We start from the raw sequence: 12,364 nt of genomic DNA, 5'->3' as shown, positions 1-12,364 counted from the left end.
AGTACAGAGCCGTTGGATCACCACCGGCGAGTTGGTTTATCGATGACCTCATGCTTTATCTCGGTCAGCCTTACTACGTAGGACTCTTGAGTGCGGCTGCTATTCACGGGGCAGCTCACCAGCAGCCTATGGTGTTCCAGGTAGTTACCAGCAGGCCAACCCGCGAGATACGCGTCGGCAGGGTTACTATCCACTTTTCGATGAGCAGTCGTGTGGAACAGTTCCCGGTAGTACAGCTGCAGACCGAGACAGGAACAATGCGCGTTGCCACTCCCGAGACTACTGCATTTGATCTGGTGCGCTATCCGGCTGGCTCCGGGTATTTAAGCAATGCAGCTACTGTGCTTTACGAACTTGCTGTTCGCCTTACTGCCGATGCGCTTATTGCAATCGCTCCGCTTGTCCGGCTTCCGGATGTTCAACGCCTCGGGTATATGCTGGATGCGGTGGGGCACGGTGAAATAGCTGCACCTCTGTTCAAGTGGCTGGTTCCGCGGCAACCGAGGGTTGTGCTCCTGCTTCCGGGGGGTGGGCATACCGATGTTATTCCAGATCATCGGTGGAGAGTTTTACCCAATGTGGAAATAGAGGTGGACATTTGATCCCCCGCGCGAACATCACTGCATGGCGAACAATCGCGCCATGGCCTGCTAACGAACAAGTTGAACAAGACCTGGTGATCTCCCGTGTACTGGTTGAAATGTTCACCCACCGGATTGTGACCGAGCAGGTACTTTTTCGTGGTGGAACAGCACTTCATAAGCTAATTTTCAGTAAAGCAGGCCGCTATTCGGAGGACATTGATCTCGTTCAAAAAGATCCGGGACCGATTGGTGAGCTTATCGGTACTATACGCGAAGCTCTTGATTCATGGCTCGGCTGCCCGACATGGAAGCAGAGTAAGGGGCGTTTCACTCTATACTACAACTATGAGACATCTTTCGCTCCAATATCTACAAGACGGTTGAAGGTCGAGATAAATACCAGGGAGCACTTTTCAGTACTTGGCACCCAAATCTGCCCATTCACAGTCGTAAACCCATGGTTCACAGGAACCGCCGGGATCTCGATTTACCACCCCGAAGAGCTTCTTGCCACCAAGCTCCGAGCCCTTTATCAGCGCAGGAAAGGACGCGATCTCTATGATCTATGGATGGCACTGGATGCCGGGGAGTTCAAAGCCGATCGAATCATAGATTGTTTTCAATGCTACATGTCCCATGGTGGCCTTGCCGTCTCTCGCGCAGAGTTCGAGGCCAATTTGTCAGCAAAACTCTTGAGCAACAGCTTCCTTGAGGACATTCGGCTACTGATCCCCGTAGATGTCGAATACGACCCGGTTATGGCTGCAAATACTGTGCAGGACGAGTTGATAGCGAAGCTGCCCGGCAAGCCCTGGAAGGGAACCGAACTAAAAAGCCGTAAAATCCGGTATTAGATATGAATGAGGAATGGTGATAGAGAGACAACATAAGGTTCTTCGAATCTGGCTATCTCTCAGGATCCAGGAGGTTTCATTGAAAACGGACTGCGGTAGATAGGCTTCAATATTCGGAAAGGGATCAGTCTCAACAGAGAATTGCTGGTGAATGCAGCCGATGAAGAGCAGTCGGTCATAAAAAGGATCATCCTTTTATTCAAAGGAAACAAGTAACACCTGTATTACTCAGCAAATAATGAGCATACACTCAGTATTTGACATATTTCATTAAACAAAGATCATATACAATGCCGTTATGCCGGAATAAAACACTTTTAAATATTGGCAACGGATATGCACAAATGATTAATGCAACTCAAACAGATAGCATAAATGAAAGGAGCTATATGAGAGAATTGTATTATGGACACTATTACGGGAGCGCATGGCATCTGCTCAGAATGTTGGGATATCATCGAGAATATCTCAAGCAAAAGATCAAATCACGGTTGGAATTGAAGGACATCGAATGGCTTGATTTCGATTTCAAAGGCAAAAGAGGAAGGGACTTTGAGCTTACCGGGCTTGATTTCCTGAAAAACGGCAATGACAATGAAAATAATGCCCTCGAAGCCTGGAGTGACTTCTGGCCCCAGCAGGGAACCCCCCACAGCTGGGATGCGATAGCAAAACTGATAATGCCCGATGGGGGGGGAGAGTGGCTTCTTGTCGAGGCGAAAGCACACATTGATGAATTGAAAACCGATTGCGGAGCAACATCGGAGCAAAGCATTGATATCATCAGCAAAGCTCTCGCTGAAACCGCAGAAGCCCTTAAGATTACCGATTCCTGCAACTGGTTCAAGGAATATTATCAGTATGCTAACAGGCTTGCTGTTCTGCATTTCCTGAACAAGCACAATATCCCGGCAAGACTTCTTTTCATCTATTTCACCGGTGACAAAAGACCTGATTCGAACTTCAGCAACTGCCCGGAGGATGAAGCCGGATGGAGAAATTCCCTCTTGAAACAGGATGATCATCTTGGCCTGACCAATTGCGCAGGAGAGCTTACAAAGCGAATTCACAAGGTTTTTGTAGATGTGAACGGTAAATGAGATACCTATGCTTAATAACTCTGCTCGCTACGGAATCGATACATGTATGATGAGAAAAGAGGATTATATTGAATACTGGAGGAATACATCCTCATTCAAGGCTTCTGATATCACACCGGAATTATTTCTTGTTCGTATTGAAGATGATACTCTCTTTGAAAATTACAGATTTGATTCACCGCTGGAAGCTATCATCTATTTCAGATACCGGAATATGCCTGATATGCTGACTGAAAGCAGAGGATTTGTCGACATGAGCGTTTACGATATCAGGGAACAGCTGCAGGAAAGCGGATGCTATCTGAGAGATTCAGGACTCAGATTGCTTGATTTCTTGGATAACACAATAGCATCGGGAGTTGCTGATTCTACAGGGATTATCAAATTCAAAGAACTCTACAACAGAACATCCCGATTTGCTTTCGATCACTCAACTACCTTAAGACAGTGGGTCCATGTCCTGGGATACGTAGATGAATTCATCAGATCGAATTCCTTCAGGGAGAGTTTCGATATTGCTCGATCGTTCAGATTAAAAAAATACATTGAACTAGATCAGCTTCTGAAACAAAAAGAGTTCAGCGTATCATCTAAACACCACATGAAGCTCGCTTCAGATTTCATAGACTGGACAGGCGATCTGTTCCTGCAGAATACAGGTAATTACGATGACTCCAGTTAGGGAGATGCAAGTGAATGAAAGTTGTTAGTGGTTGCAAACAGTCTTATTATTGAATCCAGAATCTGAGTTTACCATCAGTCGCTTCAAAGCCCGGGGAAGTGAGAGTCATATGATCAGAATCGGTAGAAAGATAGCAATAATTGCGCTTCCATCGCTTACTGCGATATCAGGAATGCTTCTTCATTTCTACAATGATACTTCGTGGCTGGACTGGGTATTCAAGATTAGTCTCTCCGGAACTGTTGGTATCTGGACAAACTATTTTGCCATAAAAATGCTGTTCCGTCCCTATTATAGAACTGCCTTCGGAAGACAGGGGCTTATCCCCGCAAGAAGAGATGATATTGCCGAAGCGATTGCTGCAGCAGTATCGGAAGAACTTCTTGATGCTGAAGCCATTCTCGGATACATTGAAGAAAACAACCTGGTCGGGAAAACAGCTCAGGGATTACTTGAGTATGCCCATAGCTGGATAGATGATCCTTCCAACAGAACTAAGATAATCAACGCAATCGGCAGATACATCCAGACCAGGGGAGTGGAGCAGGCAGGTAAGCTTCTCGCAAAGGCAGCGCAGCTCATAAAGAATTATTCATCTGAAAAACTCTCTTCTGAGAAAGTCTGGGAATATGTCAGAAGCGCAATAGAACAGGAACTGGAAAAACCTGAAGCAGTACATCTTCTGACAATGATCATAAAGAACCTTGTTGAGAAGAACGCATCCACTATCGCACTCTATGTGAACAATATGCTGGAGGAATGGATTAATGATCAGAACTTCCTTGTCAAGAATGCTCTGAAACTTGGTAAAGGGCTTTTCGGCATCGACAATGAAATGATCAGAAAAGAGCTGATGGAGAAGGTTAACAAGCCTTCTTTCCTCCGGGATATAATGGATGTAATAGAACAGAATATCAGCTCAATATCAGCTATGGGTGATGATCCTGCAGTAAAAGAACGGTTCTCAGCATTCTTTGAAGAGCAGAAACAGCGTCTGGACGAATGGATAAAAACAGAAGGCGTGAATACTGCCAGAACTAAGATCATTGAATACCTTGAGTCCGAATCATTCTGGAACTGGCTTGAAGTGCAGATAGATTCAGTTATTGGAAAACTCAAAGATACCGCTGAAGAGAAAATTCATTCAGATGACTTCAGAAAAACAGCTGGTACTGTAATGCTTGAGTTCGCGGAGAAGGTTGAAATAAAGGAGATCGTCCAGAACAAGGTTAATGAGTTCGAGTTGAAACAGCTCGAAGACCTGATTACAAAAGTCAGCGGAGAGAATCTCTGCGGCATAGAATTATTCGGCGGACTTCTTGGCATGATAGCCGGCCTGACGCTTATCAATCAATGGTTCATCCTGGGCATACCTGCAGCATTCGTTGCTCTCTGGGGAATTGAGAGGTCACTGACCAGATCGAGCAGTAAAATTCATTCATAACCTTGCTTCTGACCGGCTATGCTTCAGAAAAAAATGCACCTTTGTGTCAAATATTGAGCGACCGCTCAGAATATTAGTACTGATTCCTCGGTATTATAGTTTCGATTAACTGAGTCAATTTCGTAAGTAAATATCATACATTAGTATATCTTCTCAATACCTGTCGGTATCATGCTGGCACCTATCTTGCATAATGTATTGACCTGATAAACAAATGAATGCGGAAGGAGATGCAATGATCCCGGTGATATTTGTTCTAACTGTGCTGATCTGTGCTAAGCTGCTTGTTCTGTCACACAAAGCGAAGTGTGCGGAAAGAATTCACGAAGACTCGAATCCTGATAGAAATTCAAAAGGAGGTTCAGAATGAAAAATATCTTCATCATAATTACCATCAGTCTGCTGGCAGTGGTTTTCACAGGCTGCGGCAGCAAGTTCAATGTGCCGTTTATTAACACGGATGAAACAATGCAGCTTACACCGAACATGACAAAGGAAGAAGTGATAGTTCTCTGTGGTGACCCACTCTATGTCGCCTTTGGTGACGGTGATGTTACCGCATGGGTTTATCAGATCAGATCACTTAATGTTGGCGGCAGTGAATCAACCGCGGATGCAGCTCTTTCAGGCGCAAGGGCAAGGTTGGGAATGAGTGACGGAAGCGGTCTCGTTAAACAGGGAACCGGGAATGACCACGGTGAAGTACTGCCTCATCTGATATTGTTCTTCGATGATGATCTGCTCCAGTTCTGGGCTACAGAAAATGGTATTGCTGATCCAGGTATTTTCTCGAGCGCCTGGGAAGCTATGCTGAAGCCCCCTTTTCAGGAGTAATGCTGAACATGTTCACCGGCTTCCATATTGACTCCGGGAGAGTTAATATAGATCTTGATAACCATCCCATGTTAAGAAGCAGCATGAATAGTGAGAAGGGAGAGTTCAGTACCAGTTCCAGCGAACGAACCTGGAAATATGTGCTTCGAGATGAGAACGGGATAATACTTTACAGGGGCCTGGTGGAGGAGCTTTCAGTTACCAATACAAGTACCGGGAGGGAGTTTGATCTTGTTTCTTATGAGGTCAGCTATTGCGGGGATTGCTGCGAGGAGCGCAGTTTCAGGATGAACGGCACAGAAGAAGATCGCGCCAGCGCAGAAGAAGCGATGATGAGGTTTGCCGGGGAGGATTCAAAGCGACGGCCGAATAACTAGACTGTAGTTTCTAGGGTATTTCATATCTATATTCATGGGGTATGGATAGATAGAACGATTCTGAACTTCAAGTTACTGTCTACAAATCCAGTAATTGGACTACCCTTTCCTGGAAGGGCGTAGCCTCGGTAAAACGATTTATTGTTACATCCGCCGCGGCGAATTCATCCATCCTGCATTTGTTGTTACATAATGTTCCGAGATCTGTCAGCAGGGTGGACAGACTGTGCAATTGAAAACCATCTGTGCTTAGTTTCATAATCTTCTTTTTCTTGCCGGAGTCAGATGTCTCTGCGGGCTTAACCGGATCACGAGTTCTTCTTGCAGCCTCAGGAGCTAGTGGATCGACACAGCCGGAGAGAATCTTGAGCGACCCAGTCCGGATGAAGTAGCTTCTCCGGAACTTCCCGAATATACCATAATCGACTTGTGAGCATTATAATTTGGCAGGATTGACAACCTCTAATTTTGATACGCAGGGAGTTGACTGATGAACACTAAGAATTCTGATAAACACAAATTTATGCAGGATTCAGAGATGACTTTTCAGGAAGTATTTGATTTTTCCTTTCAGAGGTTCATCTCCATTATACAGGGTCTTGCAGGGGAATTTGAAAAAGATAATTTCATAGAAATCCTGAAGAGAATCTCATCCGAAACAGCTTCAGAAGACATATTACAGGGTAAAACAGAGAACCGGCTGAACGATTTCACATCCTTTAAAGAGTGGGTAAGAAATCCTAGTCGCTTAATGAAGCACGTCTTAACTTTTGATATTGTTGAAGACACAGATAGAGTTCTTGAGATCAAAGTTACAGAGTGCCTTTGGGCAAAGACTTTTCGTGAGAACGGTGCTTCGGATATAGGATACGCCACTCTCTGCCACACAGATTTTGCCGGCTGTCAGGCTTTTAATGAAAATATCCGAATGACTCGTTCCAGGACATTGATGCATGGGGACAAATATTGCAATCATCGTTGGATTTGGGAAGAATAGCCCCGTTTTTTTCAGCTTGTATAAAGAAATATCATTCAGGCTCCTCTATAGAACTCGGCAAGATATACTTTCTTCTCTCTCTGTCACATCCTTTGCAGGTACATGGGTTACATATTGATAGTTCCTACTATTTTGAACTGCCTGTATTTCCTTTCATGACCAGGATAGTTTGTCTTGGTCATAACTGTCAATCACAGTGAACCTGGTAAAGGACTTCAAACACTTTCATCGGTTCCTTCTTGCCCCTGAGTTTGAAAGATCTTATCTCGCGGATATTAACAACTCCAGCGACCGCAGATGCAGTCTCTGGTCCCATAACTATTTGGTCGGGCTCAGCAATCTCCTCGAGACGTGAAGCCGTATTTATAGTATCACCGAGAACGGTGTAATCCATTCTCCGCTCATTACCCAGGCATCCAGCTGCGACCTCCCCTGTGTTGAGGGAGAGACCCACATGGATTGGAGTAGACGATTCTAAGGTTGGATCCCTGCTCATTCAATGGAGCAGCGGCAAGTCCCTTGAATCCGCCGTGAAAATGTGGTCTGAACTTGACGGGCAGAGCAGGGAGGAGCTGTTCAAAGATGCCCTTACCGGGCTTGGAATCCATGATACTTGCCCCAGATTGTGGTAATATCCACCTGCTGCGTTCACGAATACCGTATTGGAGTCGGGGATGTCGCATTGGCCTGCGCTGTTATCTCCCCATGCTACTATCGAGCCGTCTTCTTTCAGCCCCAGGCTGTGGTCAAGCCCACTTCTCACATTCACAAAACCAGTATTTGGCGCGGGGACATTGCATTGGCCTTCGCTGTTATCCCCCCATGCTACTATCGAGCCGTCTTCTTTCAAACCCAGGCTGTGCTCACCTCCACCTGCCATATTAACAAAGTGAGTGTTAGGCGCGGGGACATTGCATTGGCCTGCGTAGTTATACCCCCATGCTACTATCGAGCCGTCTTCTTTCAGACCCAGACTATGGTAGTATCCACCTGCCATATCCACGAAGTTAGTGTTAGGCGCGGGGACATCGCATTGACCGAAGTAGTTATACCCCCAGGTCACTATCGAGCCGTCTTCTATCAACCCAAGGCTGTGAGCAGAGCCAGCAGCTACGGCGACGAATCCCGTGTTGGGCGAGGGAACATCACACTGGCCGCAGTAATCATTTCCCCAGACCACTATTGAGCCGTCTTCTTTCAGGCCCAGACAAAAAGCACCGCCGGCAGCTATAGCAACGAATCCCGTATTGGGCGATGGGACAGTACACTGACCCGAGCTGTTGTCTCCCCATGCCACTATCGAGCCGTCTTCTTTCAGGCCCAGACAAAAGGCACTGCCGGCAGCTATAGCAACGAATCCCTTGTTGGGCGATGGGACAGTACACTGACCTGAGCTGTTGTCTCCCCAGGCCACTATTGAGCCGTCCTCCTGAGCATGCGATGCTCCTGCAAGAACCGAAAATAGAACAAGAGAGATGTAAGATGCAAGTTTTGAGCACCACATCATACCGGCACCTCCATCCATAAGTGAAACCCTTAGTATCAACAGGAAACTCAATTTCCAACTATTCAATATTGTTATTAAAGTTCCCTCAAACAATAGGAATTTGGATTTTCTATCCTTCCCGGAACATCATTTTTCCTCCAGACACAGCATCAATCACATCGATGACAAGCATTGCCATACGAATCCATCAAAGTTAGTATCTGTAAAGAAGCACAAATTTCTGATCAGTATTTCTGCTCTGGAATATCTTAATTTAGAGGTTTATGTGACTGAAATATCCAAAAAAGCAGATCCTGAGATCCTGCTAAAAAACTCTCTGGAACAAGCGGGTTGGATCGAATCAGAATTCTCGCTGACCTGACCATAGCTTTAAGGGAAATCAAACCGGAAAAAGTAATTGAATTCGGTGAACAGGGGCTGGAACTGCTGCAGAATACTGAAGACAAGAAACTTGAATCAACTATTCTGAATGAACTCTGCTGGGATTATCGTTGTGGAGCGCTGGAGAAGATGTATACCGTTTAAGTGTTCTCCATATCTCGGTAGCAGCAGTATGCAGTTAGCAGGGGTATTCACTATATAGTACGATCACTGGTTTCCCTTAATCTCGGAAGATTTCATTGAAAGGAGCCATATTGTTTCGCAGCCTCATCTTGCTGATCGCATTAATCATTGTCCTGCCGGTTACGGGTGAGCAGCTCGAAGTACTTGACGGACCCCTTCCCGGAATGGAATTCGTTACGATCCCAGCAGGGGATTTCTGCTGGTTCAGGGGAAACGCGAATGAGGATCATTGGCAGGAGCCCCACGCGGACGAGAACGGAACCCAGCCGGTGGCTACAAGATATCCGAATCCCTGGGGGCTGTTCGACATGAACGGTAACGTCAAGGAGTGGTGCTCGGACTGGTACCATCCAACACTTAAGGGTACACCGGCGGACGGAAGCAGGTACATGGGAGACTATTCCCAGGCGGAGCTGGATTATACCGAAGCGATTCGACTGGACCCGGCCAATCCGTACTTGTATTTCACTCGTGCAACGCTATGCGGTACAGTCAGGGACCACCAGGGAGCAATACCTGATTATGACAGGACTATCGAGCTGGATACAACTTACTTTATGGCTCATCATCTGAGGGGAATTGCAATGCTATTCTTTGGAAGGTATGAGGAAACCTTGGCCGATTTCAGCGTTGAGATAGAGCTCCATCCGGATGTGCCCGAACCATGGTTCGCCCGAGGAACCCTCTACTACGAGATGGGTCAGCTGGAACCGGCGCTGTCAGATATCGAAATGGCACTGGAGATAGATTCTCTATTCACTTATTGGTCTCAAGCCCGATCACTCAGAGAAAGAATACTCGAGGGAGATTGCAAAGTCCAACGACTTCCTCTTCGAGCAGGAAGGGCAAAAACCGCGACATTTGCAGGAAAAGGCTCTTAGATACTCAGCTCCGCATTCTCTGCACCTGATCCTCGCGAAACCGAAATGCGGATCACCACATAATAATGGTGAAATCCAAATTTAATCCAATTGAAAGCTGTTTTAGCAAAGTGAGATCAGCTCCACCACCAAGCACCGGGATGGTATAGATTCACCAGAAGAAATATTCACTGTTTCAAAAGACTGTTCTCCGTTTCAACCAGCTGCATCGCTCCGGTCTTCTGGTAATACTCTTCTTTGGTATTGTAGCTTCGTATATCCCAAGAGACGATATGCTCGTGGTTATGAAGAAGTAACAGATTGACTGGAAACCTGGTGAGTATTATGATTTTTTCAATCGAAGAATAGAGAATCCCTTTGTTAAACAAGGTTCCAAGATATGGGTGAACATCGAATGAAAACCGCTCGGAAAACAGAACCGCTGTCCATCAATGAGGTGGAAATTCTTCTTGAGAAGTCTGAGGGCAAATCCAGGGCAGACCTCCTGATTGAGCTTGCAGCACTTGTTTTGAAGAGCGACAAGGACCGGAGTCACAAAATCAGCTCCGAGGTCCTTGAACTTTCCAAAAAACTCGGGTATCGCAGAGGACAGGCATCTGCACTGTTCGGGCTTGGTGAAGCGGCCAGGACAGGTGGTGAGTATCGTGCTGCTCTGGAGAATTACGCATCATCTCTGGATATCTTTAAAGTGCTGGGCGATCCAATTCAGCAGGGCCGCTGTCTTCGCAGACTGGGAGATGTGCAGTTCTACGTAAACAATCTCAATCTCTCGTTGAAACATTACCTGAACTCACTGAGTATTTTTGAGAAAACCGCAGAGAAGGATGGGTCACCTCAGGCAAAGATCAACTGCGGACATCTTATGGCAACTATCGGTAATGTACTCAGAGATTCCGGTGACCTTGAAGCTTCGCTGGATTATTACCGGCGATGTCACTCGATTTACGTTCGCGAGGGCTTCACTGCAGGTATCCCAGGAATTCTGTACAACACAGGAAATATTTTTCATTCTCAGGGTCGACTTGAGAAAGCACTTGATGTTTACAGACATGCTCTGAAAGAAGCTGAGGAAAGCGGTGACAGTTATCTTACCTCGATGGCTCTGAACAGCGTCGGATCGGTTTATATGGCCAGGGATGAACTGGATGCGGCTGAAGACCATTTCAATAGATCTATGATTATCGCAGAGAAGCAGGATCGAAAAAGAGGTGTCCTCATATCGATGGTAAAACTGCTCGAACTGGGAAGGCTACAGGGAAATTTCACTGAAGCTCTCGATCAGTCCCAGCGGGCAGAACAGCTCGCCTGGCAGCTGGAAGATCGAAGAAGCCGTGCGGATATTCTGAAGGAAAGAGCTCTCATCTACAGGCACAGGGAGGAATACGAAAAAGCTCTTGAAACAAATCTGGTCTTTCAGAAACTCAGCGTGGAACTTCTTTCAGAACAGCGTGTCCGTGAAATTGACATCCTCAGAGTCCGCTATGAAACTGAAGCAAAAGAACGGGAAATCGAACTTCTCAGAAGAGAAAGAACAGTACAGAGAAGGATGATGGTAGGAGCTGTGGCGGGGCTGATGTTTACAGGTATATCGCTTGTTCTGGTTTACCGTAATGTACGCTTTAGAATCAGAGTAAACAGAGAACTGGCTGATGCTTATTCCCGGGTCGAGAAGCTGTCGCAGATCGATACTCTTACCGGACTTGCGAACAGAAGGGCAATGATGAACAGCCTTGCCGCTGAACAGACCCGTTCAACCAGAACCGGCAGAAGCTTCGGGCTTATCATGGCGGACATAGATGACTTCAAACAGGTGAACGACCGTTACGGCCATGCCTGCGGTGATGAAATACTGGTGGAGGTTTCGAAGCGACTGGAAAAGACTCTGAGAAATCAGGATATTACCGCAAGATGGGGCGGTGAGGAATTCCTCCTCCTTCTTCCCGAAACATCGCTTCACAGCGCGGTAAAAGTTGCGAAAAAAACAAAGGCCCTGATAGAAAACACTCCCTTTATCTGTAATAAGACTTCTATCAATCTGACCATGACATTCGGGGTTTCGGAGGGAGGAGTAATCCCTGTAGAGGATGCTATTCAACTGGCCGATACTGCCCTTTACCGGGGTAAACGCACAGGCAAGAACACTGTGAATATTCAGTCATGAAGCGGGAAAGTTGTTTTTCATAAATTGAGATCAGCTCTAAAGAAGAACTCATCCTACCTCTGAATGATTACAGGTTCACCAGAGAAAATTTCACCATCCCTTCCTGAAAAGAAATCCGTTCTGACAGACCAGCCTGCCATCGTATCAAGGATTGGATCAAGTGTAATCGTCACCAAAGGGGAAAGGAATTCTTCAGAGGGTTGAATCGTCGATTACGAGGATACTACAACTACTACGGGATTATCGGAAACTCACGAGTGATTGACCGCTTTTCCTTCTTGGCACTTCGATGTACATTCAAGTGGCTGAAGAAACTCCAGCTATAGGGAGGGCAAAATTGCTAAAGATGATGGTAGTGATAATTCTCGTTTCTTTTCTT

The 12,364-nt window shown here is 46.1% G+C and carries 15 protein-coding genes; 12 read left to right on the top strand and 3 right to left on the bottom strand.

Annotated elements, in window-relative coordinates:
• The 7 genes from K8S15_09165 to K8S15_09135 form a co-directional block, all read left to right on the top strand.
• A partial coding sequence (locus K8S15_09165) for a type IV toxin-antitoxin system AbiEi family antitoxin (GenBank protein ID MCD4776201.1) occupies positions 1-602 on the top strand: 602 nt, incomplete at its 5' end.
• Positions 599-1,438 carry a nucleotidyl transferase AbiEii/AbiGii toxin family protein gene (locus K8S15_09160; protein MCD4776200.1) on the top strand — a complete coding sequence of 280 codons (840 nt, stop codon included), beginning with the start codon at positions 599-601 and terminating at the stop codon, positions 1,436-1,438. The genes K8S15_09165 and K8S15_09160, both read left to right, overlap by 4 nt.
• Before the next feature lie 389 nt (positions 1,439-1,827).
• Positions 1,828-2,538: a hypothetical protein gene (locus tag K8S15_09155; GenBank protein MCD4776199.1), complete on the top strand. Its 711-nt coding sequence runs from the start codon at positions 1,828-1,830 to the stop codon at positions 2,536-2,538.
• A gap of 7 nt (positions 2,539-2,545) precedes the next feature.
• Positions 2,546-3,220 carry a hypothetical protein gene (locus tag K8S15_09150; GenBank protein MCD4776198.1) on the top strand — a complete coding sequence of 225 codons (675 nt, stop codon included), beginning with the start codon at positions 2,546-2,548 and terminating at the stop codon, positions 3,218-3,220.
• 109 nt (positions 3,221-3,329) lie between these two features.
• On the top strand, positions 3,330-4,664 hold the full coding sequence (locus K8S15_09145) for a DUF445 domain-containing protein (protein ID MCD4776197.1): 1,335 nt from the start codon (positions 3,330-3,332) through the stop codon (positions 4,662-4,664).
• 366 nt (positions 4,665-5,030) lie between these two features.
• Complete coding sequence (locus K8S15_09140; GenBank protein MCD4776196.1) at positions 5,031-5,498, top strand: hypothetical protein; 468 nt, start codon at positions 5,031-5,033, stop codon at positions 5,496-5,498.
• Complete coding sequence (locus tag K8S15_09135) at positions 5,498-5,875, top strand: hypothetical protein (GenBank protein MCD4776195.1); 378 nt, start codon at positions 5,498-5,500, stop codon at positions 5,873-5,875. Before K8S15_09140 ends, K8S15_09135 begins: the two co-directional genes overlap by 1 nt.
• Before the next feature lie 79 nt (positions 5,876-5,954).
• Here K8S15_09135 and K8S15_09130 read toward each other — a convergent pair whose 3' ends face one another.
• Positions 5,955-6,134 carry a hypothetical protein gene (locus K8S15_09130; GenBank protein ID MCD4776194.1) on the bottom strand — a complete coding sequence of 60 codons (180 nt, stop codon included), beginning with the start codon at positions 6,132-6,134 and terminating at the stop codon, positions 5,955-5,957.
• A 231-nt stretch (positions 6,135-6,365) separates the two neighbouring features.
• Between K8S15_09130 and K8S15_09125 the strand changes: the two genes are divergently transcribed.
• Positions 6,366-6,872, top strand: a complete 507-nt coding sequence (locus tag K8S15_09125; GenBank protein MCD4776193.1) for an L-2-amino-thiazoline-4-carboxylic acid hydrolase — start codon at positions 6,366-6,368, stop codon at positions 6,870-6,872.
• Positions 6,873-7,059: 187 nt separating this feature from the next.
• Here K8S15_09125 and K8S15_09120 read toward each other — a convergent pair whose 3' ends face one another.
• Together K8S15_09120 and K8S15_09115 are read right to left on the bottom strand one after the other, a co-directional pair.
• A complete protein-coding gene (locus tag K8S15_09120) occupies positions 7,060-7,368 on the bottom strand; it encodes an adenylate/guanylate cyclase domain-containing protein (protein ID MCD4776192.1) in 309 nt (102 codons plus the stop codon).
• Entirely contained in the window at positions 7,369-8,430 is a 1,062-nt protein-coding gene (locus tag K8S15_09115) for a chromosome condensation regulator (GenBank protein MCD4776191.1), read from the bottom strand.
• Positions 8,431-8,709: 279 nt separating this feature from the next.
• Between K8S15_09115 and K8S15_09110 the strand changes: the two genes are divergently transcribed.
• From K8S15_09110 to K8S15_09095, 4 genes are all read left to right on the top strand, one after another.
• Positions 8,710-8,904 carry a hypothetical protein gene (locus K8S15_09110; GenBank protein ID MCD4776190.1) on the top strand — a complete coding sequence of 65 codons (195 nt, stop codon included), beginning with the start codon at positions 8,710-8,712 and terminating at the stop codon, positions 8,902-8,904.
• Between the two features lie 128 nt (positions 8,905-9,032).
• Complete coding sequence (locus tag K8S15_09105; protein MCD4776189.1) at positions 9,033-9,824, top strand: SUMF1/EgtB/PvdO family nonheme iron enzyme; 792 nt, start codon at positions 9,033-9,035, stop codon at positions 9,822-9,824.
• Positions 9,825-10,218: 394 nt separating this feature from the next.
• Entirely contained in the window at positions 10,219-11,985 is a 1,767-nt protein-coding gene (locus tag K8S15_09100; GenBank protein ID MCD4776188.1) for a diguanylate cyclase, read from the top strand.
• Positions 11,986-12,098: 113 nt separating this feature from the next.
• A complete protein-coding gene (locus K8S15_09095; GenBank protein ID MCD4776187.1) occupies positions 12,099-12,311 on the top strand; it encodes a hypothetical protein in 213 nt (70 codons plus the stop codon).
• Positions 12,312-12,364: the final 53 nt, after the last annotated feature.

This window comes from Candidatus Aegiribacteria sp. (assembly GCA_021108005.1).
Taxonomy (GTDB): Bacteria; Fermentibacterota; Fermentibacteria; order Fermentibacterales; family JCC-6; genus Aegiribacteria.
The sequence above is the reverse complement of the archived record's forward strand: the minus strand, read 5'-3'. Positions and strand labels throughout refer to the sequence as shown.

What these genes read in the sequence shown, in the direction of transcription:
- K8S15_09155 (MCD4776199.1), top strand. Translation starts at nt 1,828, where the DNA reads ATGAGAGAATTGTATTATGGACACTATTACGGGAGCGCATGGCATCTG.
- K8S15_09150 (MCD4776198.1), top strand. Translation starts at nt 2,546, where the DNA reads ATGCTTAATAACTCTGCTCGCTACGGAATCGATACATGTATGATGAGA.
- K8S15_09145 (MCD4776197.1), top strand. Translation starts at nt 3,330, where the DNA reads ATGATCAGAATCGGTAGAAAGATAGCAATAATTGCGCTTCCATCGCTT.
- K8S15_09140 (MCD4776196.1), top strand. Translation starts at nt 5,031, where the DNA reads ATGAAAAATATCTTCATCATAATTACCATCAGTCTGCTGGCAGTGGTT.
- K8S15_09135 (MCD4776195.1), top strand. Translation starts at nt 5,498, where the DNA reads ATGCTGAACATGTTCACCGGCTTCCATATTGACTCCGGGAGAGTTAAT.
- K8S15_09130 (MCD4776194.1), bottom strand. Translation starts at nt 6,134, where the DNA reads ATGAAACTAAGCACAGATGGTTTTCAATTGCACAGTCTGTCCACCCTG.
- K8S15_09125 (MCD4776193.1), top strand. Translation starts at nt 6,366, where the DNA reads ATGAACACTAAGAATTCTGATAAACACAAATTTATGCAGGATTCAGAG.
- K8S15_09120 (MCD4776192.1), bottom strand. Translation starts at nt 7,368, where the DNA reads ATGAGCAGGGATCCAACCTTAGAATCGTCTACTCCAATCCATGTGGGT.
- K8S15_09100 (MCD4776188.1), top strand. Translation starts at nt 10,219, where the DNA reads ATGAAAACCGCTCGGAAAACAGAACCGCTGTCCATCAATGAGGTGGAA.